Below are 20,660 nucleotides of genomic sequence, written 5' to 3' on the forward strand. Positions count from 1 at the left end.
CGCCTGTGCGGATAGCCTTTCAGCTGTCACGAATAAATCCTGGATTCACTTCTTCTCGAGCTTGTCGCGCACCACCGAAACGTCGCGCGTCGTAACCGGCCCTGCCTCATTACCCCAACTCGTGCGCACGAAGCTCAGCACACTGGCGATTTCGGTGTCGGTGAACTGATTCTCGAACGCTGGCATCTTGCGATGTGTCGGTCCGTTCAGCGTCTGCGGACTACTGCCGCCCTCCAGCACAAGCCGGATCAGCGACGACGTGTCGGGCGCCAGTACGACGGGATTGCCCGCCAGCGCCGGAAATTTTTGCGATTCGCCATGCCCGTCGGCCTGATGACACTTCGCGCAGAACGACATATAGAGCCCGGCACCTGGACGTTCGACATCACCGGTCTTCAACGAAACAGCCGTCTCCTGCGCCTTTTGGGAGTTCGGGGTGAAAGCACCCGACGCTTCGCGCGCAGGGAGGCTCTTGAGATAGTGCGCGATTGCATCCAGGTCATCGTCGTTGAAATATTGCGCGCTGTCTTCGACCACCTGCACCATGCTGCCAAATGTCACCACGTGCACATCGACGCCGTGACCGGACTTGAGAAACGAAGCGATATCGCGCTGCGATAGCCGCCCAAGTCCCGAACCCGGATCGCCGGTGAGGTTCGGCGCGAACCAGTGATCGTTGGTGCCGCCCGTCAGGTACAGCCTTGACGACTCGTCGTAGCCTCGCTCTTCAAAGCCGGGCCCACGTGGCGTGTGGCACGCTCCGCAGTGTCCGAGCGACTGCACGATATAGGCGCCCCGGTTCCACTGCACGTCGTGCTTGTCGTCCGGCGTGAAGCGCCCGTGCCGTACGAATGCGAAATCCCAGAAGAACAGGCCCCAGCGCTGGCTGAAAGGAAACGGCAGTTTCGTTTCAGGCGGCCGGTTGCCGACCGGCTGCACGCCATGCATGAAGTACGCGTACAGCGCATGCATATCCGCGTCGCTGATCTTCGTGAACGACGCATAAGGCATGGCTGGGTAGAGCCGCTTGCCGCCGGGTGCCACGCCGTCACGCAGCGCGTGCTCAAAGTCCGCATAGCTGTAGTGGCCTATCCCGGTTTGCGGGTCCGGTGTGATGTTGGTCGAATAGATCGTGCCGAAGGGCGAGCCCATCGCGAGGCCCCCGGCAAACGGCGCGCCTTGCTTCGGCACGGTATGGCAACCGGCGCAGTCGCCGAGCTTCGCGAGATATTCGCCGCGCGAAATCAGCGCCGGGTCCGTCAACGCAACGGCGTGACTGGCATCAGCAGAACCTGTCTGCGCAAAGGTGTGAGCAGAGATGCCCAGCACGATCGCCGTCATCGTAACGGCGACGATGGCGCAAACCACGCGCAGCGAGATCCGGTTCATGGCGGTCATCGCCACGCGCTGCACGGTGAGACAAGCAGGACGGACAATCCGGTCGCGACCAGCCCGACGAGAAAGAGCAGGCTGAGCATGAGACCTGCCATCGCGAGAAAACGCGTTCGTCCGGCGCCTGTGCCGGATACGGGCGCAGCAGGATCCGGGCGCGCGTCGCGCGTCGTGCGCCAGCGTTGCCACGCAACCCACACACCCGCGGCGCCGATCAGCAGCGCGACGATACTCATCGCGTCCAGCGCCGACATCAGCCATGACCATTGAGGGGTTGCCAGCGCAGTCCGATGCGGGAAACACGCCTGTGCCGCGAGTGTCTCGCCGATTTCCGTCTGCAGGATCCATGCGGCGGCCGCGCCCAACAGGCCGAACAGCATCATCAGCGCCCCGCGGCGCCGTCGATAGGGACCCAGGCGTCCAGGCTTGTTGCCGGAGGCCGGACGCGCTGCCGCCGGGGCTGCCTCGTCGGGCGCTTTCTGATAAATCACTGCGGCTAACATCGTCGCTCTCCTAGAAAAGAAAAGGCGTGACGTACAGTGTCGTGAAGATGAAGAGCCACACGACATCGACAAAATGCCAGTACAGGCCACCGATTCTCAGCGCGGCGCAACGCTTTTCGTCGAAGTAGCCCAGCGCTGTCCAGATCAACAGGCATGTCAGCATGACGAGTCCGACGAGCACATGAATCACGTGAAAGCCGGTGATCGTGAAGTACAGCGACCCGTACAGATGCGTCGCGATGCCGTACGGATGGTCATGCCACTCTTTCATCTGAATGCCGACGAAAACGACCCCCAGCACAATTGCAAACGCCATCGACGCAACCGCCCAGCGAATCCTGCGTCGGCGCACCAGGCGCTCGCACAGCCACACGAACACGCTGCTCGAGAGCAGAACGCATGTATTGAGTGCCCCGATTCCGATCTTCGGTAGTCCTTCGGGTGGCCAGTGCAGCTCGGTCTGCGAGCCAAGATATAGATACGAAAAGATCAGATAGCCGAATAGCGACGCTTCGGTGGCGACCGTCGCCATCATGCCCCACCAACCGCTCGATAACTTTCCCGCACTGCCGACCGGAAGGATCAGATCGCTATCGGTCAGCTCACTCATGGCCAGCTCCCACATCCTGCACGGGCTCCGGCTCCCGCTGTATTAGCAACCGCTCGGGCCAGAGCCATAGCAGCATCGCCGCGCCGCATGCCGCCACCATGAATCCCGCGAAGATCCAGGCATGCAGCAGCATGGCCACGAACAGCAGCGCACTGAACAAACCGAGCAGAAACGGGGCGTAGGAGTCTGTCGGCATCTTGAGGATGATGTCGGGTTTCGCATCAAGCGATGTCGTGCCTAGCGCCTCGCGGCCATGGTCAAGCAGGAAACCTTCATCGAGCCTTGAGTGCGCGCCCTCCCCGATCCGGTCTTCCCACAGCGGATTGCGGCTTGCCACGACTGGCACGACGGCGAAATTGTACGGCGGGGGCGGCGACGGCACCGACCATTCGAGCGACGCGCCGTCCCAGGGATTATCGCCAGCCGGCTTGCCGCGCCGCAGGCTCACTGCCACGTCGATCAGAAAGATGAGAATGCCAATGGCGAACACGAACGAGCCGATCGTCGTGATCATGTTGGTCGTGTTCCATCCCATGTTCGCCGGGTAGGTATAGATTCGGCGTGGCATGCCCAGCAGCCCCGAAATGTGCATCGGGAAAAAGCCGACGTTAAAGCCGACAAAGGTGACCCAGAACGAGAGCTTGCCCAGCCGCTCACTGGTCATCCGGCCGGTGAACTTGGGAAACCAGTAATAGATGCCACCTAGCACGGGAAATACGTTGATGCCGAGCAGCACGTAGTGCAGGTGCGCAACGACAAAATAGGTGTCGGTGAGTTGCCAGTCGAATGGCACGGCGGCTGTCATGACACCGGAAACGCCGCCAATCACGAACATCAGCACAAAGCCCGCGAAAAACAGGAACGGTACGCGATAGACCGGACGTCCAAGCCAGATCGTTGCAATCCACGCGAAGGTGGCAACCGCGCTCGGGATCGAGATGAGCGTGCTTGCGGCGCCAAAGAAAGCCAGCGCGAGCGGCGCAATCCCCGTTGCGAACATGTGATGAATCCAGACCACAAAGCCGATCATCATCGTTGCAACCGTGGAGATCGCGACGGGCGTATAGCCCACGAGCGGCCGGCGGCAAAAGGTCGGCAGTGCGTCGGACACGATGCCCATCGCCGGCAACACGACGACGTACACCCACGGATGAGCGAATATCCAGAACATGTGCTGCCATAACATCGGGCGCCCGCCATTGGCGACGTCGAAGAAGTGCGTGCCGACCTGCCGGTCGAGCCACAACATGAGGAACGCAAGGCTGACCGATGGCACCGCCACCAGATTGGCCGCCGACGCAGTCAGCGTGCCCCACACCAGAATCGGCAACCGGTCGATCGACATGCCAGGCGCGCGCATGCGCAGCAGCGTGACGACGAAGTTGACGGATCCCACCGTTGTCGAGACACCGAGCAGCACCATGCCAAGCGCGTATACGTCAACGTTCGGCCCGGTGTTGTATTCGAGACTCGAGAGCGGCACATAATTGAACCAGCCGGCGTCGGGCGCCTGACCGAGTGGAAAGCTCGCATAGAGAAAGAGGCCCGCGAAAAGGAAGACCCAGAATGAAAGTGCGTTGAGGCGTGGAAATGCCATGTCGCGCGCGCCGAGCACGAGTGGCCACAGATAGTTTGAAAACCCCGACAGGACCGGCAGCGCGTACAGGAAAATCATCGTGATGCCGTGCATCGTGAAGAGCTGGTTGTATTGCTCTGGCGATAGCAGTTGTGAGTTCGGCCGCGCAAGCTGTACGCGCATGATGAGCGCCTCGATGCCGCCAGCGATCAGAAAGATGAACGCGGTCACGATATAGCGCATGCCGATCCGCTTATGGTCCACTGTCGAGAGCCAGCCGCGCCAGCCAGGTTCGCTTTCCCATAGTTCGCGCAGACGCTGCTCGCGCTCCGAACCTTGCGGCATGCGGCCGATTTCCGGCCGGCGTGCGAGTCGCAGGTCGGGCGGATTGGGTGCGAGGTCGGCCATGTTCTTCCTTGTCGGGTCGCGTTGCGCTAGTGGAGCGTCGCGAGATAGGCGGAGAGCGCAGCGGCATTCTGCGCGTTCAGCGTAAAGCTGGGCATCAGCGAATCCGGTTTGATCTGTTGTGCGTGCAGGACCCAGTCGAGCAGGTGCTCGGGGGTATTCGTCAACGTGCCTGCTGCAAGCTGCCGGCGCGAGCCCACATGCGTGAGGTCCGGCGCTTGCACACCGGCAGCGTCGCTGCCCCGCACCGTATGGCAGCCGGCGCAGCGATCCATGAAAATCTTCTGTCCGGTTCGCACCTGGCCGTCGGCAGGGGACGCTGCCTGACGGACCTGCGCGTCGCGCCATGCATCGAAATCCGCCTGTGGCTGCGCGACGACGTCGAACGCCATGTGCGCATGCTGGGCGCCGCAAAACTGCGTGCATTGACCACGATAGACGCCTGGCGCATCCGCCTGGATCCATTGCGTGTTGACCTGCCCCGGAATCGCCTGGGTCTTACCGGCAAGGCGCGGTACCCAGAACGCGTGAATCACGTCCGCACTTTTGAGTCCGATCCTGACCGGCACACCCACCGGGATGTGAATTTCGTTGGCTGTCACGACATGATGCGCCGGATCGGAGTCGTCGCCGTAATCGATCTTCCACCACCAGTCGTACGCGGTGACGGTGATGCTCAGGCCCGGCACGGGCGAAGGTTGTGCGACCGCCTGCAACGTGACGAGCGTGTAGAAGAGCGACACCAGCAATGCCAGCGTCGACACGCCGACGCCGATGTAGATCCACCCCATTCCGCCCTCCTCCCTGCCCAGCGCGCGCGGCGTGGCCGCGGGACGATGCCGCACAAGCGCGCCCGCCAGCAGGACAGCAATGATGGCGACAACCGCGACGCACATTGCAGTCAGGCCCCAGCCAAGATGCATCGTGGGCGTCGCCGCAGGTCCGGCGGAATGCAGGAAATATTCGAGCGGTGCATCAGCGTGCGCCAGAGGCGGTGCGAGGAGCGCCGCCAAAAGTGCAAGCTTGCACCTGCTCGAGATCAACGCAAGGCGCACGACAGTTCTCCCCGCGCGGCGAGCGCTTCAATACGATCTGCGGTACGGTAGGCGATCGCCTGAATCGTCAGCGATGGATTGACACCGCCTACGGTGGGAAACACCGAGCCATCGCAGATCCACAGATTGGAAATGTCCCAACTGCGGCAATCGCTATTGACCACACTGGTGCGCGGGTCATCGCCCATCCGCGCGGTGCCGTTCAGATGGCAGGTATCGTTGTCCTGATTCCAGATTTCGCGTGCGCCCGCGGCTTGCAGGTGCTGGCCCATGAAGTCGAGCGCATGTCTGACCAGACGCGTGTCGTTGTCGCACAGCGAATACGTGACGCGGGCGATCGGCAAGCCGTACTGGTCTTTTTCGTCAGCGAGCGTGACGCGGTTTCGCTCCTGGGGCAGGGTCTCGCCTACAATCTTCAGCCCTACCTGATGGTTGTATTTCTCCATCTCATGAAGCAGCGCGTCACCCCATAGGCCGCGACCGTTCTGCGTCGAGGCCCATGCGTTCGGAAGCGCCCCCTGGCTCATGTAGCAATAGCCACCGAAGAAATCCTTGCCCTTGTCGGTGTAGTTCCAGTGCTCGGTCAGGGCGAGCGAGGGCGGCCCTTTGTACCAGCGGATTTCTTCGTCCATCACGCCCCATGCCGCCTGGTTGGTCTGCACCATCAGGTTCTTGCCGACAAGTCCCGAACTGTTCGCGAGCCCGTCCGGAAAAGCGGCATTGGCAGACATCAGAAGCAATCGCGGCGTCTCGATCGCATAGCCCGCGACCACCACGTTGCGCGCGCGCTGAAATTGCCACACACCTTCGCGCAGGTAGTGCACGCCGGTCGCGTGCCCAGCGTCGTCCGTTTCGATGCGGCCGACCATGGCCAGATCGCGGATCTCGGCGCCCGCCTGTACCGCCCACGGAATCCAGGTCACCAGCGCGCTCTGCTTCGCATTCGTTGAACAGCCCGTCACGCAAAATCCGCGATAGACGCACTGATGCGATTCGCCTCGCGGCGCCGACACTGTGGCGAGCGGCGTCGGTGCCCAGTCGATGCCCATCGCCTCGGCGCCGCGCGCTAGCACCAGTGCCGCGGCGTTCAGTTCGTGGGCACGGTAGGGGTAACGTGGACGCTTCGGGCCCCATGGATAGTTCACTGGGCCGGAGATTTTCAACGCGTCTTCGACCTGCGCGTAGTAGCGCCACATCTCGCGCCAATCCAGCGGCCAATCCGCGCCGTAGCCGAGCGTCGTTCGCGCCTTGAACCATTCGGGACGAAAGCGCAGCGACACCATTGCAAAGTGAACGGTGCTGCCGCCGACCGCCTTGCCGCTATTATTGTTGCCAAGGCGCAGCGGCGTCTCACCGTCTACGATGCGCTCGTCAGTCCAATAGACCTTCTCCTGATGCGTTTCGTCCGAAGCAAACTCTTCGAGTGGCCGCCACCAGGCGCCAGCGTCGAAGGCGACGACCGAGAAACCCTTTTGCGCGAGCCGGCACGCTAGCGTGCCGCCGCCCGCACCCGTGCCGACGATGACGAAATCGACGGCCTCGTCCTGCGGATACTCGCGCATCGGCAGCCACCCGCCGACGCGGTGCACATCGGGCGCTCGACCACCCTTGCCGCGAGGCGTATGCAGCGCGTCATCGAACACGTTCGTTCTCCTTGCGAGCTTCGTCTTCACCGCCCGGCGTGGCTTCGACCGCTTCCCAGGGGTCGCGTCTGCCCGCGACCAGCCGCACATAGCCGCGCGGACTCGCGGGACCGCCGAAGCCGATCTCGCTCCACGAGGCAGGATGCGAGTAGTACGCGCCGCAGATGTCGTGCAGAACCCTATCCGCGAAGAACAGTTGCGGCGGCATCTCGCCCCAGGCAGCATCGGTCAGCTCGCCCTTCTGCATTTTCGTAATCAGTGCATCCTGCTCGTCGCAGTCGAGCTGATAAAACAACACGTTGTAACGGGCCCGCGCTTCGGCATCGAGTGCCGCGAGGCCCCGCTGCCACGCGGTGCGAGTTGGCGGCAGCCGCGCATCCCGATAGCCGTCGCCCTGATCGCGCTGCAGGCGCGCATCGACGAGCGCCGCAACCGGCACGGGCGGCCGGTCAGCCGGCTGGGGGACGATGCGCCCGCACAGCGCGTCCAGCGCGCGCCACGCAGCGTCATCGAGAAACGTCGGCTCGCGCCGGATCGCCAGCCGCTCGTCGACGACGCGGCGGGTCGTTTCGTCCCACGACGGCGTGTGGCGTTTCCGCAGCACGTCGTAGCCGGGATAACGCGAAGCGCGCGGGATATTCTTTTGATCAGCCATCCGCTTCCCCTTCCCTCAAACCAAGTGCCGCGAGACCCGCCAGCGCGAGCGCCGAGAAGCTCGGGGGCGCCGGAAGCGGTGGCCCGCTGAAGATGTTTTGTGACCAGTTGCGCCAGCCGCCCATGTTGCGCGCAACGCCGAACGTATGAAACCCGACGCCCGCAAAACCAAGCAGCGCGGTACACCGAAGCCACAGCCGCGTGAACCAGCGCTCCGGCTGCGGCGCAGCGAGCGCGGCATGGGCGAGTAGCGCCGCGGCCATTGGCGGAATCGCAACGGGCGCGTACATGGCGGGGTTATGAAACGCGCCCCTGAAATGCAGCAGCGCAGCTTCGCCGACCGTGCCGATCAGTCCGACACTTGCAAGCAGGGCCAGCGCGCGGCCAGCAGGCATGCCGCACAGGCGCGGATCGCGCGCAGGCTCGTCGCGCAGCCGCTCGGCAGCCGCGCCGAGTGCGCCTGAGAGCAGCATTGCGATCGGGGCGCCGATCGGCGCCGCGTAAAAGAGGTTGCCCCAGCCAAGGCCGCCGGGTCGTTTCAATATGTTGTACAGATGAAAACCGTTGCCGATGACACCGGTGGCGGCGGCCGTCAGATAGATTGCGTCACGCACGCGGTGGGCCGCCGCGTTGCTGTCCATGCCGCCGTGCACGCCCGCGCCGAGCGATAGCAGCGACACGACAAGCGGCGTATACATTGCACGGTTCTCGAACGAGCCGCGATAGTGTTCCATCCCGCTGTCCGCAAGCACCGATAGCGCAAGCAGCGCAGAACTGCGGTTGAGCTTCCTGGCAGCGTCCAGATGCGCCGGGGACTCGGCATGGATCAAGCGCGGGCGCCGTGCCTGCCGTCGCGCGCCGCCGGCACGCGTCAGCGCAGCGGTTGCCGCCAGCGCGGCGGCCGCGCTCACGATTCCAAAGCCGATCATTTCCGCCTTTTGCATCGCCACTCCTTTCAGTGGGCGCGATAGCGCTGCGCATCCGCGTGTTTGAACTCGAGCCCGCAGCCCGGTCGTGAGAGGTCGGGGGTGATCACGCCACCGTGCGGCGTCGGTGCGCCGTCAAACAACATGCGCTCGATGCGGACGTGGTCATGAAACCACTCCTGGTGCCGCAGGCGCGGCACCGCGCACGCAACGTGCAAATGCAACGCCGGCGCGCAGTGCGCGGACAGCGCGATGTGATGGGCGTCCGCCAGATTCGCTGCCTGCATGAAGCCCGTGACGCCACCGCACCGGCTTGCGTCGGCCTGCAACACGTCCACCGCACCGGCTTCGAGCATGCGGCGGAAATAGTCGGCGGTGTATCCGTATTCGCCCGCTGCGATCTCCATGTCGTGCGGCACCAGATCACGCAATCGACTCAACCCTTCGAGATCATCGGACGACACTGGCTCCTCGAACCAGCTAACCTGTTGTTCGCCGAATACTGCGGCAAGGTCGGCGGCCTGCTTAACGTCAAGGGCGCCGTTCGCGTCGACGAAAAGGCCGTGCTCGCCAATCGCTGCGCGCGCAACTTCAACCCGATGCGGATCACGCGCGGGATCGGAGCCAATCTTCATTTTCACCCAGCGACATCCGTCGTCGGCGACCCAGCGCGAGAACTGCTCGCGCAGGTCGTCGTCCGTATAGGTCGTAAAGCCGCCGCTGCCGTAGATCGGCACAGCGTCGCGCAGCCGGCCGAGCAACCGTGCAAGCGGCAGGTCGAGCAGCTTCGCCTTCAGATCCCACAGCGCACAATCGACCGCGGAGATTGCCGTCGCGGCGAGCCCTTCCCGTCCGAGATTGCGCACGCTGCGCTGCATCGCAAGCCACGCGCCGGGTATATCGAACGCGTCGCGCTGGTCGATGGCTTTCGCCAGCATATGCTCGATCAGCGGCACCACGGACGCACTCGCATAGGTGTAGCCGAGCCCTGTCTTGCCGCCCGCGTCGACCTCGACGACAACCAGCGTCGTCGAGTTCCACGCAATGGTGCCGTCCGCCTCAGGCTGGTCGGTTGGGATGGTGTACGCCAGCGCCCGTATCCGACCAAGCCGCGCGTCACTTGAGTGAGCGGGCATCGCCTCAGCCCTTCTTCTCGTCGGACTTTTCGTCGGACTTGTCGTGATCCTTGTGGCCGTGCGGAAGCACGGCGCTGAACACCTGCTTCATCGCCCCCATCAGCATGCCGCCTTCCTGAGGGTCGCCCTTGATGAGCGTTTCCGCGAAGGCCCTGGCTTCCTTCAGCGAGATGTGCGGCGGCAGCGGCGGCACGTTGGGGTCCGATTTCACTTCCAGCACCACGGGGCGGTCCGCTGCGAGCGCTTCTTCCCAGGCCGCGCCGAGGCGCTCGGGATCGTCGACGTAAATTCCCTTCAGTCCGATCAGTTCCGCGAACTTGTGATACGGCACATTGGGAATCTGCTGCGATGCATTGAACTTCGGATCGCCTTCCATGACGCGCTGTTCCCACGTCACCTGATTCAGATCCTCATTGTTCAGCACCATACAGATCCAGTGCGGACTCGACCATTGCTTCCAGTACTTCGATACCGTGATCAGTTCGGCCATGTTGTTCATCTGCATGGCACCGTCGCCGACGAGCGCGATCACCGGCCGGTCCGGATAGGCGAACTTCGCGGCGATCGCGTACGGCACTGCCGCGCCCATCGACGCGAGCCCGCCCGACAACGAACACATCATGCCGCGGCGAATCTTGAGATCACGCGCATACCAGTTTGCGCACGAACCCGAGTCGCTCGTGATGATTGCGCGTTCGGGCAGACGCGGGGAGAGCTCCCACATCACGCGCTGCGGGTTCACGTTGGTTTCGGCTTTTTCCATCGCTCGCGCTTCGAGCGTCTTCCACCACTCGCCGACCCAGCCTTCGATCTTCTTGCGCCATGCACGGTCGGTTTTCTCCTTCAGCAGCGGCAGGAGCGCCTTCAACGTATCGACGCTGTCGCCGACCAGATTGACCTCCATCGGATAGCGCAGGCTCAGCATGTCCGCCTTCAGGTCGATCTGCACGCCGCGCGCGTGCCCTTCTTTCGGCAGGAATTCCGAGTAGGGGAAACCGGAACCGATCATCAGCAACGTGTCGCACTGCGTCATCATGTCCCAGCTTGGCTTGGTGCCGAGCATGCCGATCGATCCGGTCACCCAGGGCAGTTCGTCGGGCAGCACCGCCTTGCCGAGGAGCGCCTTCGCGACGCCTGCGCCGAGTTTGTCAGCCAGCGCGATCACTTCGTCGGTGGCGTGCAAGGCGCCCGCGCCGACCAGAATCGCAATCTTCTCGCCCGCATTCAGCACGTCAGCCGCACGACGCAGGTCTTCATCCTTCGGCACGACCTTGGGTGCCGAGTAGCCAATGCCCGAATGAACCGTGCCGTGCTGGCGTGGCGGGTCCTGATAAGCCACGTCCTGGAGGTCGTTAGGTAGCACGATCGCAGTCACGCGTCGTTCGGATAACGCGACGCGAATCGCGCGGTCGACAAGATGCCGAACCTGCGGCGGCACGCTCGCCTGTTGGACGAATGCGCCTGCGACGTCCTTGAACAGCGAAGTCAGATCGAGTTCCTGCTGATAGTGACCGCCGAGTGATGCCCGCGCCTGCTGGCCGGCGATAGCAAGCACCGGCATGTGATCCATACGCGCGTCGTACAGGCCGGTGACGAGGTGCGAGGCGCCGGGACCCGAGGTCGCAAGACATACGCCAAGCTCCCCGGTGAATTTCGCATGCGCCGAGGCCATGAAGGCGGCCATTTCTTCGTGCCGGACCTGGATGAACTCAATCTTTCCCTCGGCTCGATTCAACGCGCCCAGGATGCCGTTGATGCCATCGCCGGGATAGCCGTAGATACGACGCACACCCCATTGATGCAGTCGTTCGACAAGAAAATCGCTGACCGTCTGACTCATCTTTGTTCTCCTGCTCGGCCTTGGGCCGACTACTGGTAAGCGGTTGTCTGCTCACATCTGCATCGCGTGTGCCGATCTGAACTTTCAATATGAAAAGAATGTCACGACGTGATGTATCGCAAAAACCTTGCCCGCGTGCTGCCGCCCCGCGTGTCGAACGCCACCACCCAATAGCATTGGCCAGCGCAAGCCAATTGGAATGAGTGTGACAAGCCGGCGAACTTTGCAATTGCCGTGTAAAAGTGTCGATAAATGTAACTTCCACGTGACAGGCGTTCCAGCGACCAGGCTCGCGCGAATAGCCGATTGAGCTCAGTCGTTTCGCTTGGCACGGCTCTGGCGCGGCGGCGCTGCTCGGGACAACATCCGCTGCAACACGGGGTCTTTCAGAACAAAGCGATGGAACAATGCTGAGCGGACATAGAGACCGTTCAATGCGAAAAGCAGCCATGCGAAGAAACCATCCACATCGCCCATTTCATGGCCCGGGCGTCGAGCCCGGAGCGCGCGTCGCCAACACTAAATAATGCCAACGACCGTATCTTAAGGAAACCTGATGCTCCGTACGGAGCCATCCGGCTGCCCAACTCCGCTGTCGACCACCTGCCAGGGTCGCGAGGCTATCGTGGCAAAGATAGGGTTGCGAGCACGACCGATGGAACCCGGAGACGTTGGTGCATCGGCAAGCATTTTCACAGGCAGGCTTCTTGCTGCTCTTCTCCAGCCTTATTGACTGACACAGATCGCTGAGAACAAAAATGCGCCTGCTAAATCGTCTGACTGCTTCACTGGTTTTGCCACTCGCCGCCTGCGCGATCGGACCATCAAGTTCAAGCGATACCGGTTTTGGCGCCTCGCCCGCCATGCCGGCTCCAGAATCGATGTTGATTCCAATGGTCAACATCGCGCCCGTTCAGGCGCGGCCCACCGGTTTCATGCCCATCGCTCCAAACGGTTTTTCCGTCACCGAGTTCGCCGGCGGCCTGGCGCACCCACGCTGGCTTTACACGTTGCCTAACGGTGACGTACTGGTGGCGGAAAGCGATGCACCCAAAGAACACGACGAAGGAAGTGGCATATTCGGCTGGATCAGACGGCAGGTCATGAAGCGCGCCGGCGCGGGCGTGACGAGTCCCGATCGCATCACGCTCTTACGCGACGCGAACGGCAGTGGCGTCGCCGGGATGCAAACCGTGTTTATCCGCGGCCTGCACTCGCCGTTCGGGATGGCCCTCATTGGCAATAAACTCTACGTCGCCGATACAGACGCCCTGCTGCGTTTCGACTACGCTCCGGGCGCCACGCAGATCACCGGCGCCGGGCTTAAGGTTGCCGATTTGCCAGCCGGGCCGATCAATCATCACTGGACAAAGAATATCCTCGCGGATCATTCAGGCAAGCATCTATACATTACGGTAGGGTCAAATAGCAACGCGGGAGAAAACGGCCTCGACGCCGAACAGGGCCGCGCACGGATCCTTGAGTTCGACGTAGACACGCGGCGCTTGCGGCCTTATGCGACAGGACTGCGCAATCCCAACGGACTCTCTTGGCAGCCAGACAGCGGCGCGTTGTGGACGGCGGTCAACGAGCGGGACGATCTCGGTAACAACCTTGTCCCGGACTACATGACCGCCGTAAAGGATGGAGCGTTCTATGGCTTTCCCTACAGCTATTACGGCCAGCACGTCGACACGCGAGTCACACCTCAACGCCCCGACCTGGTCGCAACGGCCATCGCACCGGACTATGCCCTTGGCAATCATACGGCTTCGCTAGGTCTTGTCTTTTACGACCAGACTCTGTTCCCCATGCACTATCGGGGCGGCGCATTTGTTGGCCAGCATGGATCATGGAACCGCAAGCCGCGCACCGGCTATAAGGTGGTGTTCGTGCCATTTGTCGGCGGGAAGCCTGCTGGCGCCCCCGAAGATTTTCTGAGCGGCTTTCTGACGGCCGATGGCCATGCCGTGGGGCGACCGGTTGGCGTCGCGCTGGATGCGCACGGGGCCTTGCTGGTTGCGGACGACGTGGGTAACGCTGTCTGGCGCGTCGCGCCGCGTAGCGACATCAACTCGGCGCATATCCTGTCGACGGGCAAATGATCCCGGGCTCAGGTTCGTTCTGCTTGGAGACCGGTAGATCGGAGCAGTCACGGCGACGGCTAGAATCGCTCAATCGGGGACCCGTAATGCCAATACGGCGACATCAACGCAACTGCGCGGCGCCGCTCGGCGTACCTATCGATAGGGTGCAGTGCGGGGATTGTCGGTAATTTACGCGCCTGCCTTCAGCGTGCACAGCCGGCCGAACCGAGTCCGCGACGAACTTCCGTAGGCGACCCTCAGCCACCGCTTGACACTTTTCTACGAGCTTCTCATATCCCCGCCTAACCGGCCGCTCGCGCCGCTAACATCCGGGTCAACCTCAGTAGGAATGTCACGCTTCGTTGTTCTGTGCCTGTAAAGGTCGCTCACCAGCCGCTGCTTCAGCGTCAGTTCGTGGTTCGCCCGCTCCAGACTGCCGGTGTATTCATCGATTTTCCTGTCGCGCTCCGTGACCACTTCCCGGACGGACGGGAAGGTGACGACGCCCACCGCTTCATCGATCAGCCGCCGGGCGCGCCCTTCGTGGCGCCTCGTGAACGCGTCATTCGATTCCGCGAACGTCCCGGCCGCGTCTGCCAGCACCTGCCGGAACAGGTCCAGCTCGTGAACCAGTTCATCGATGCGATAGCCCTGTTGCCAGCGGACCTTGCCATGCGTACGGGCATCGCGTTCGATGGCCGTCCCTGCCTTGCAAGACGGACCACGAGTGTGCTGGTCTGGACCGCTGTGCGCGTGACTATCCTTCAATCACGCCAATGGAACATGTCTTGCTATCCAAGATTGAGGGGAAACGCATAAACCGGGGCCAGGTTCACATGTATTCAATTCTGCTTGTCGACGACGAGCCTGACCTTCTCGCGGTGTGGCATCTGATATTGACCAGCGAGGGATATGACGTGCGGTGCGCAGGTAACGGAGTCGAGGCGCTTGCCTGTGTAAAGCAGCGTGTGCCCGACCTCATCATCACGGACTGGATGATGCCCCTGATGGGCGGGGCTGAACTGTGTCGCCGTGTGCGGACGCAGCCGCACCTGGCTCAGGTGCCCATCCTCGTCCATACGTCGGCTCCGCTTCCGGTGAATGAGGGTAACGCCTGGAATGCCTGTCTGCAGAAGCCCGTGCCCATGCAGCTTTTTCTCACCACCGTAGGAAGGTTGTGTACGGGACGTGGATAGTCCACACGCGCGCCGGGTCGATTTCGCGACGACCTGACGGGGCCGCCTGATGCAGTACCTGAAGGCGCCGGCTCGATCCTCGCACTTCGCGTTGATAACACGGGAGAATCATGATGCTCAGGAGAAAGTTCATTCTGACTGCGAGCGCCGCGCTCGCGATGGGCGGCTTCGGTCTGGGGGGTTGCACGACTACGCTTCCGAAATCCGGATCGGAGACTTCGGAAAATGCCGGCAAACGCCGGTCCATCAATGCCGACGTTGATGCGACGCTTGCGCGCCTGTACACCACCGCCAGCGGTTCGCGCGAACTCGTCGGGAAAGCGCGCGGCGTGCTGGTGTTCCCGTCGGTCATCCAGGCCGGTTTCTGGATCGGCGGCCAGTACGGCGAAGGTGCGCTGCGGGTTGGCGGCCAGACGGCCGGCTACTACAGCACGGCCGGCGGTTCGTTTGGCCTGCAGATCGGCGCGCAGTCCAAAGCGATCATTTTCCTGTTCATGACCCAGGATGCGCTCGAGCGGTTCCGCAACAGCGATGGCTGGGCGGTCGGCGCCGACGCGACGGTCGCCGTGGTGAAGGTCGGGGCGAACGGCAATATCGATACGTCAACCGCGACCGCGCCGGTGCAGGCCTTCGTGCTGACCAATGCCGGCCTCATGGCCGGCGTGTCGCTCGAAGGCACCAAGGTCACGCGGCTGAAAATCTGAGCGCCATGCGATGTATGTCCAGCCCGGGCCGCCACGGCATCCAGACACGAAAGACGGCCCGCCCTGACGGCCCGGGCAGCATCGGGATCCGCCGCATTCGTGGTCAACCCCGCCACGCTGGGTCAGGCGGTCAGGGTGACGCGTATCTGAATTCGGGCAACGCCTTCAGGGAGTCCCGCGTGGCGCCCGGCAAACGCATCTGCTTGTCGACCACGTGCAGACTGCCAAAGGGCACGGCGACCAGGTGGGTACCGAGACCGAGAAAACCACCGACGGACAGAATGGCGTACATCACGCTATCTTTGGGACTCACGACCAGATCGTCGATCGTTCCGATCGTGTCCCTGCTTTCGTTGTAGACGGTCGCGCCAATGACCTTTGAAGCCCGGTATCCGGACGCCAGTTGAACGACATCGACCCGGGTCGTGGTGATCGACTGCACCGTCCCCTGGGCGCGGAGGTTGCCGGTCGAAAAAGCGGTGGCTAGCATAACCGCGCAGGTGGCGATCGCGAATTTCATATCAACCTCGCTATGTGTCAGACAGTCAACATACAGGTGCGACGGGGGGCCGCGTCACGATCGAGCCGTTCGAGGCCAAGCCATCCGGCTCACTGCCCGCCCTCCCGTCATTCTCATATTAGTGCCTTATTGCGGTGACCCGGCCCATCGTCATGTGCAGAGCGCGCCGGTTGTACCACGCAATGTAATTTCGCACTTCCCTATGCACTCGTTTTAGCGGTCCGGCGAGGACGGAGACGGCGCCATGGCGTGGCGGCAACGGCGCAGCCAGGCACGCCGTTTGCGCAAATGATTGAGCCTGCCCGGAAGGGGCGGTAACCCATCCATGGATCAGTTTTGCACGGAGGTTGGCCATGAACAAGGATCAGATCAAGGGGACGGCGGAGAAGGTGAAGGGCAAGGTGAACGAAGCCGTCGGCCGCGCAACTGGCGACCGGAAACAGGAAGTCAAGGGCGATGTCCAGCAGGCAGCCGGCGAAGCACGGAAGAAGACTGGCGATGTCAAGGAAGCGGTCAAGGATACGACCCGGAAGCCCGTCTGAAACGGGCGCCCGGGCGGATCACGACCACGCTCGATGCGCGGGCCTGGCGTTCCGGTTTCGCTGGCCCGTTTCCGTCTCTCCTATCATACGGAAGCGGGAAAAGCGGCTGCCGGGTGGTGTGGCGTCGCATGACGCAGGCTTTAAACGACGGCGCTCTCAGTGGCGCCGTCGGCAGAGTCGCGGCGTGCCCTCTTGCGTCGCTTGCGTCCTTATACGCGCACGGGTCTGCGCGAGTTACCTGAACGGAGTTGCCCGATGCGTATCGCGCAGATCGCGCCGTTGCACGAAGCGGTGCCACCGAAGCTTTATGGCGGTACTGAACGCGTGGTGTCGTACCTCACCGAAGCACTGGTCGAACTGGGGCACGACGTTACCCTGTTCGCAAGCGGTGACTCCCGGACAGGTGCGCGTCTCGAACCGGCGTGGCCGCACGCTCTGCGTCTCGATCCGGGCATCTGCGATACCCTGGCCCCGCACCTATTGCTGCTCGAGAAGGTGCGGCGCGTCGCCCATACATTTGACGTCCTGCATTTCCATCTGAGCTATTTGCCGTTCCCGACGTTTTCGCAGCTCGTTGTGCCGTTCGTGACCACGTTGCACGGACGTCTGGATCTGCCGGAACTGCAGCCCGTCTTCGACATGTTCCCGCAGGCGCCCGTCGTGTCGATTTCAGATTCGCAGCGGATTCCGTTGCCGAACGTGAACTGGCTCGATACCGTCTATCACGGCCTGCCGGAGAGTCTGCTGACACCGCAGGCGCCGGCACGCCCGGCATACCTGGCTTTCCTCGGCCGGATCTGTGCTGAAAAACGCGTTGACCTCGCCATCGAGATCGCCGCACGCGCCGGCCTGCCCCTGAAGATTGCGGCGAAAGTGGACAGCGCGGACGAAACGTACTTCAGGAACGTGATCCAGCCGCTACTGTCGCAGCCGCATGTTGAATTCGTCGGCGAGATCAATGACGCGCAGAAATCCGGATTCCTCTCAGGTGCCTGCGCGCTGCTGTTCCCGGTTGACTGGTCTGAGCCGTTTGGTCTGGTGATGATCGAGGCGATGGCATGTGGCACACCCGTCATTGCGTTCAATCGGGGCTCAGTACCGGAAGTGATTGCCGACGGTGTAACAGGCTATATCGTCGATAATGTGGCAGGGGCGGTCGATGCCGTGACACGACTCGACGCGCTGTCCCGTACGGAAATCCGCGCAGCGTTCGTGCGCCGCTTCACCTCGAGGGCGATGGCGCAGCACTACATGAACATCTATACGGCACTCGCCCACACGGCAAGAGCGCCGGCATTACGTCAGGTCGTCGCCGGCTGAACGGGGGAAACCGCCTGTCCCATCCCGAACCTTGTTATCGGTACGGGAGGTCCCGCGACGGCCGTCTGTTGCGCCGTGCCGGGCATGAAGTAGCATCACGCGATGACGAAGAAGAACGGGATGATGACGAACGGCGGCGCCATGGGTTCTCACAGCGGCGCGAGCGGATCGATGAGTTCAAGCGATCAGAAACCGAAGCAATAAGTCGGCGAGCGTAGCCTGTATACATCCAGGTCAGTGTACTGACGCACACCATCACACCTCCGCAAGATATGCCCTGAGTTTTTGTAGCCCACGCCGGACATGTGATTTGGCCGTGCCAACCGGCACGCTCAGGACATCGGCTATTTCGATATAACTCTGATCCCGCAGATAGGCGAGCGCCACCGCGTGGCGCTCGCATGCGCGCAGGCGTGCCATGCAGATCGTCAGCTGTCGTGCCTGCTGACTCACGAGCAGCAGATCTGGCGGCCCCGCATCTGACGTTCGCAGAATGTCCTCGAATGCGTCGGACCATTGCGTTTCTGCCTCGGCACCGTAGGCTTTCTGCTGGCGCAGGTGGTCGAATGCCCGGTTGCGGACGATCGCCGCCATCCAGATCATTGGCGTCGAACGGCCGGTCCGGAAGGTGCCCGCATATCGCCAGATATTGACGAATGCTTCCTGCAGCACTTCTTCCGCCCATTCGCGTCTCTGCAAAATGCGCAGTGCGATACCGAACAGTTGTGGTGATGCGAGATCATAAAGCGCACGCAATGCCGCGGCATCCTGGCTAGCGACGCGCCGGAGGAGTTCGGTGAGCGCCTCAGGCGTTGAATGGCGAGGAAGGGCTGTCGTCATGGGACTGTCCGCTTGGCTGTGCGACCAACGCACCAGTCGAAAACAGATATCCGGCGCACGTATGGTCGTGCTTTCAGTAGAGCAGGAAACGTGCCGCAGCGATGTCGTGGTTATGATCGCCGGTCACCAATACCGCAAAGGCCGATTCGCAAATTGCGATACGCGCCAGCGTCTGAATGCAGCGTGGGTCCACCCAGTTTTTATTGCTCCGAGGGTTGTGTGCAACCACCGTACATCGATAAGGAAACCTTAATTGCACGCACATCCATCCGCGGTCCGGAACACCAGTACACTACTGGTTCCGGACGAATGTCCGCTACGCGAGACCCGCGCATGTCGACCATTGCCATTATTGTCCTGACGGTCGCGATGACCCTCGTCGTCGTGCTGGTGATCGCGAACCTGACGAGCGGCGAGAAGAAGATCGAGCACAAGATCGAACGTCTGTACGCAAGTGACGATCCGCAGTTCACCCGCTCGATGGGGCTGCTGCTCGGGCCGCCCGTCGTCTGGGGCAACCGCTTCGAGGTGCTCCTGAACGGCGATGAGATCTTCCCGTCGATGCTGGAGGGCATCCGCTCGGCGCGGCACACGATCACCTTCGAAACCTTCATTTACTGGTCCGGCGCGATCGGCGAGGAAATCGCGCGTGCGCTCTCCGACAAGGCGCGTGCGGGTATCGCGGTGCATGTGCTGCTCGACTGGGTCGGCTCGTCGAAGATGGACAGGCGCGCTCTGCGGATGCTGCGCGAGGCGGGTGTGGAAGTCATCCAGTATCACAAGCCGCACTGGACCGGTCTCGGTCGCATGAACAACCGCACGCACCGCAAGCTGCTCGTGATCGACGGACGCATCGGCTTTACGGGCGGCGTCGGTATCGCTGACGAATGGACCGGGCACGCGCAGGACGAGAAGCACTGGCGCGACACACACTTTCGCGTCGAAGGCCTGGCGGTAGGACAGATGCAGGCGGTCTTCATGGACAACTGGGTCAAGGCGACGGGAAATGTGCTTCACGGCCCGCAATACTTTCCGGAGATCGACGCCGCAGGCGACGGCCTCGCGCACATGTTCAGCAGCTCGCCTTCCGGCGGCAGCGACGACATGCAGCTGATGTACCTCATGGCGATTACCGCCGCAACGCATTCCATCCACTTGTCGAGTGCGTACTTTGTGCCGGACAAGCTGACGATCAACGCGATCATCGAGGCGGCGAAGCGCGGGGTGAAGGTGCGCATCATCACGCCCGGCAAGCGCATCGACACCCACACGGTGCGCGAGGCGTCGCGTGCGTGCTGGGGCGACCTGCTCGCTGCGGGGGTTGAGATGTACGAGTATCAGCCGACGATGTTCCACTGCAAACTGATTGTCGTCGACGAGTATCTGGTGTCGGTCGGCTCGACTAACTTCGACAGCCGCTCGTTCAAGCTCAATGACGAGGCCAATCTCAACATCTACGACCGCAATTTCGCGCGCCAGCAGACGGCAATTTTCGACGGCGACGTTGTCTACGCGAAACGCATCATGCTTGACGACTGGCGCCGCCGTCCGCTCCTCGAAAAGCTGCTGGAACGCGCTGCCGCGCTGCTCGATTCGCAGCTTTGACGTTTGGTTCGGGCTGGAGTCCGGAGCCGACATCACCGATGTTTGGCGGCTGGATGCACGCGCGGCGGCCGATTTGGGCAGGGTCTTCTACGATCAAGCGCCGCAC

At 62.4% G+C, this 20,660-nt stretch carries 18 protein-coding genes and 2 pseudogenes; 6 read left to right on the plus strand and 14 right to left on the minus strand.

The window, feature by feature from the left end:
* Positions 1-45 precede the first annotated feature (45 nt).
* The 11 genes and pseudogenes from VFE81_RS07525 to VFE81_RS07575 all read right to left on the minus strand — a co-directional run.
* Positions 46-1,389: a cytochrome c gene (locus tag VFE81_RS07525; protein ID WP_325043995.1), complete on the minus strand. Its 1,344-nt coding sequence runs from the start codon at positions 1,387-1,389 to the stop codon at positions 46-48.
* A 5-nt stretch (positions 1,390-1,394) separates the two neighbouring features.
* Positions 1,395-1,895 carry a hypothetical protein gene (locus VFE81_RS07530; RefSeq protein ID WP_325043996.1) on the minus strand — a complete coding sequence of 167 codons (501 nt, stop codon included), beginning with the start codon at positions 1,893-1,895 and terminating at the stop codon, positions 1,395-1,397.
* 10 nt (positions 1,896-1,905) lie between these two features.
* The gene (locus tag VFE81_RS07535; protein WP_325043997.1) at positions 1,906-2,505 is read right to left on the minus strand and encodes a cytochrome c oxidase subunit 3; all 600 of its coding nucleotides are present in this window, start codon (positions 2,503-2,505) and stop codon (positions 1,906-1,908) included.
* Positions 2,498-4,489, minus strand: a complete 1,992-nt coding sequence (gene ctaD / locus VFE81_RS07540; RefSeq protein ID WP_325043998.1) for a cytochrome c oxidase subunit I — start codon at positions 4,487-4,489, stop codon at positions 2,498-2,500. The genes VFE81_RS07535 and ctaD overlap by 8 nt, the downstream gene beginning before the upstream one ends.
* A 26-nt stretch (positions 4,490-4,515) precedes the next feature.
* Positions 4,516-5,541: a cytochrome c oxidase subunit II gene (gene coxB, locus VFE81_RS07545; RefSeq protein ID WP_325043999.1), complete on the minus strand. Its 1,026-nt coding sequence runs from the start codon at positions 5,539-5,541 to the stop codon at positions 4,516-4,518.
* A complete protein-coding gene (locus VFE81_RS07550; RefSeq protein WP_325044000.1) occupies positions 5,526-7,184 on the minus strand; it encodes a GMC family oxidoreductase in 1,659 nt (552 codons plus the stop codon). Before VFE81_RS07550 ends, coxB begins: the two co-directional genes overlap by 16 nt.
* Positions 7,174-7,839: a gluconate 2-dehydrogenase subunit 3 family protein gene (locus VFE81_RS07555; RefSeq protein WP_325044001.1), complete on the minus strand. Its 666-nt coding sequence runs from the start codon at positions 7,837-7,839 to the stop codon at positions 7,174-7,176. The genes VFE81_RS07550 and VFE81_RS07555 overlap by 11 nt, the downstream gene beginning before the upstream one ends.
* Positions 7,832-8,782: a hypothetical protein gene (locus tag VFE81_RS07560; RefSeq protein WP_325044002.1), complete on the minus strand. Its 951-nt coding sequence runs from the start codon at positions 8,780-8,782 to the stop codon at positions 7,832-7,834. The genes VFE81_RS07555 and VFE81_RS07560 overlap by 8 nt, the downstream gene beginning before the upstream one ends.
* A gap of 11 nt (positions 8,783-8,793) precedes the next feature.
* On the minus strand, positions 8,794-9,900 hold the full coding sequence (locus tag VFE81_RS07565; RefSeq protein WP_325044003.1) for an enolase C-terminal domain-like protein: 1,107 nt from the start codon (positions 9,898-9,900) through the stop codon (positions 8,794-8,796).
* 4 nt (positions 9,901-9,904) lie between these two features.
* The gene (locus VFE81_RS07570; protein WP_325044004.1) at positions 9,905-11,740 is read right to left on the minus strand and encodes a thiamine pyrophosphate-requiring protein; all 1,836 of its coding nucleotides are present in this window, start codon (positions 11,738-11,740) and stop codon (positions 9,905-9,907) included.
* A gap of 312 nt (positions 11,741-12,052) precedes the next feature.
* A pseudogene (locus tag VFE81_RS07575) lies at positions 12,053-12,226 on the minus strand (cytochrome b); the annotation flags it as partial.
* A gap of 272 nt (positions 12,227-12,498) precedes the next feature.
* Here VFE81_RS07575 and VFE81_RS07580 point away from each other — a divergent pair.
* Positions 12,499-13,845, plus strand: a complete 1,347-nt coding sequence (locus VFE81_RS07580) for a sorbosone dehydrogenase family protein (RefSeq protein WP_325044005.1) — start codon at positions 12,499-12,501, stop codon at positions 13,843-13,845.
* A 348-nt stretch (positions 13,846-14,193) separates the two neighbouring features.
* On the opposite strand, the pseudogene VFE81_RS07585 reads toward VFE81_RS07580, so the two are convergent.
* A pseudogene (locus tag VFE81_RS07585) lies at positions 14,194-14,526 on the minus strand (histidine kinase); the annotation flags it as partial.
* A gap of 137 nt (positions 14,527-14,663) precedes the next feature.
* On the opposite strand from VFE81_RS07585, the gene VFE81_RS07590 reads away from it, so the two are divergent.
* The gene (locus VFE81_RS07590; protein ID WP_325044006.1) at positions 14,664-15,023 is read left to right on the plus strand and encodes a response regulator; all 360 of its coding nucleotides are present in this window, start codon (positions 14,664-14,666) and stop codon (positions 15,021-15,023) included.
* A 113-nt stretch (positions 15,024-15,136) separates the two neighbouring features.
* A complete protein-coding gene (locus VFE81_RS07595) occupies positions 15,137-15,727 on the plus strand; it encodes a BPSL1445 family SYLF domain-containing lipoprotein (protein ID WP_325044020.1) in 591 nt (196 codons plus the stop codon).
* A 130-nt stretch (positions 15,728-15,857) separates the two neighbouring features.
* On the opposite strand, the gene VFE81_RS07600 is transcribed toward VFE81_RS07595, so the two are convergent.
* Complete coding sequence (locus VFE81_RS07600) at positions 15,858-16,247, minus strand: PRC-barrel domain-containing protein (protein ID WP_325044007.1); 390 nt, start codon at positions 16,245-16,247, stop codon at positions 15,858-15,860.
* Positions 16,248-16,600: 353 nt separating this feature from the next.
* Here VFE81_RS07600 and VFE81_RS07605 point away from each other — a divergent pair, with 353 nt between their 5' ends.
* Positions 16,601-16,789: a CsbD family protein gene (locus tag VFE81_RS07605; protein ID WP_325044008.1), complete on the plus strand. Its 189-nt coding sequence runs from the start codon at positions 16,601-16,603 to the stop codon at positions 16,787-16,789.
* Between the two features lie 255 nt (positions 16,790-17,044).
* Positions 17,045-18,109 carry a glycosyltransferase family 4 protein gene (locus VFE81_RS07610; protein ID WP_325044009.1) on the plus strand — a complete coding sequence of 355 codons (1,065 nt, stop codon included), beginning with the start codon at positions 17,045-17,047 and terminating at the stop codon, positions 18,107-18,109.
* Between the two features lie 255 nt (positions 18,110-18,364).
* On the opposite strand, the gene VFE81_RS07615 is transcribed toward VFE81_RS07610, so the two are convergent.
* Positions 18,365-18,949, minus strand: coding sequence for an RNA polymerase sigma factor (locus VFE81_RS07615; protein ID WP_325044010.1), 585 nt, complete (start codon positions 18,947-18,949; stop codon positions 18,365-18,367).
* A 333-nt stretch (positions 18,950-19,282) separates the two neighbouring features.
* On the opposite strand from VFE81_RS07615, the gene cls reads away from it, so the two are divergent.
* Positions 19,283-20,554: a cardiolipin synthase gene (gene cls, locus VFE81_RS07620; protein WP_325044011.1), complete on the plus strand. Its 1,272-nt coding sequence runs from the start codon at positions 19,283-19,285 to the stop codon at positions 20,552-20,554.
* Positions 20,555-20,660: the final 106 nt, after the last annotated feature.

The sequence above is a fragment of the Paraburkholderia sp. genome, from assembly GCF_035656215.1.
GTDB lineage: Bacteria > Pseudomonadota > Gammaproteobacteria > Burkholderiales > Burkholderiaceae > Paraburkholderia.

Bases quoted from the DNA above. Each gene is read 5' to 3' on its own strand.
- ctaD (WP_325043998.1), bottom strand. From the start codon at position 4,489: ATGGCCGACCTCGCACCCAATCCGCCCGACCTGCGACTCGCACGCCGG.
- cls (WP_325044011.1), top strand. From the start codon at position 19,283: ATGTCGACCATTGCCATTATTGTCCTGACGGTCGCGATGACCCTCGTC.
- VFE81_RS07560 (WP_325044002.1), bottom strand. From the start codon at position 8,782: ATGCAAAAGGCGGAAATGATCGGCTTTGGAATCGTGAGCGCGGCCGCC.
- VFE81_RS07555 (WP_325044001.1), bottom strand. From the start codon at position 7,839: ATGGCTGATCAAAAGAATATCCCGCGCGCTTCGCGTTATCCCGGCTAC.
- VFE81_RS07610 (WP_325044009.1), top strand. From the start codon at position 17,045: ATGCGTATCGCGCAGATCGCGCCGTTGCACGAAGCGGTGCCACCGAAG.
- VFE81_RS07565 (WP_325044003.1), bottom strand. From the start codon at position 9,900: ATGCCCGCTCACTCAAGTGACGCGCGGCTTGGTCGGATACGGGCGCTG.
- VFE81_RS07615 (WP_325044010.1), bottom strand. From the start codon at position 18,949: ATGACGACAGCCCTTCCTCGCCATTCAACGCCTGAGGCGCTCACCGAA.
- VFE81_RS07595 (WP_325044020.1), top strand. From the start codon at position 15,137: ATGCTCAGGAGAAAGTTCATTCTGACTGCGAGCGCCGCGCTCGCGATG.
- VFE81_RS07600 (WP_325044007.1), bottom strand. From the start codon at position 16,247: ATGAAATTCGCGATCGCCACCTGCGCGGTTATGCTAGCCACCGCTTTT.
- VFE81_RS07525 (WP_325043995.1), bottom strand. From the start codon at position 1,389: ATGAACCGGATCTCGCTGCGCGTGGTTTGCGCCATCGTCGCCGTTACG.
- VFE81_RS07530 (WP_325043996.1), bottom strand. From the start codon at position 1,895: ATGTTAGCCGCAGTGATTTATCAGAAAGCGCCCGACGAGGCAGCCCCG.
- VFE81_RS07570 (WP_325044004.1), bottom strand. From the start codon at position 11,740: ATGAGTCAGACGGTCAGCGATTTTCTTGTCGAACGACTGCATCAATGG.
- VFE81_RS07580 (WP_325044005.1), top strand. From the start codon at position 12,499: ATGCGCCTGCTAAATCGTCTGACTGCTTCACTGGTTTTGCCACTCGCC.
- VFE81_RS07590 (WP_325044006.1), top strand. From the start codon at position 14,664: ATGTATTCAATTCTGCTTGTCGACGACGAGCCTGACCTTCTCGCGGTG.
- VFE81_RS07535 (WP_325043997.1), bottom strand. From the start codon at position 2,505: ATGAGTGAGCTGACCGATAGCGATCTGATCCTTCCGGTCGGCAGTGCG.
- VFE81_RS07605 (WP_325044008.1), top strand. From the start codon at position 16,601: ATGAACAAGGATCAGATCAAGGGGACGGCGGAGAAGGTGAAGGGCAAG.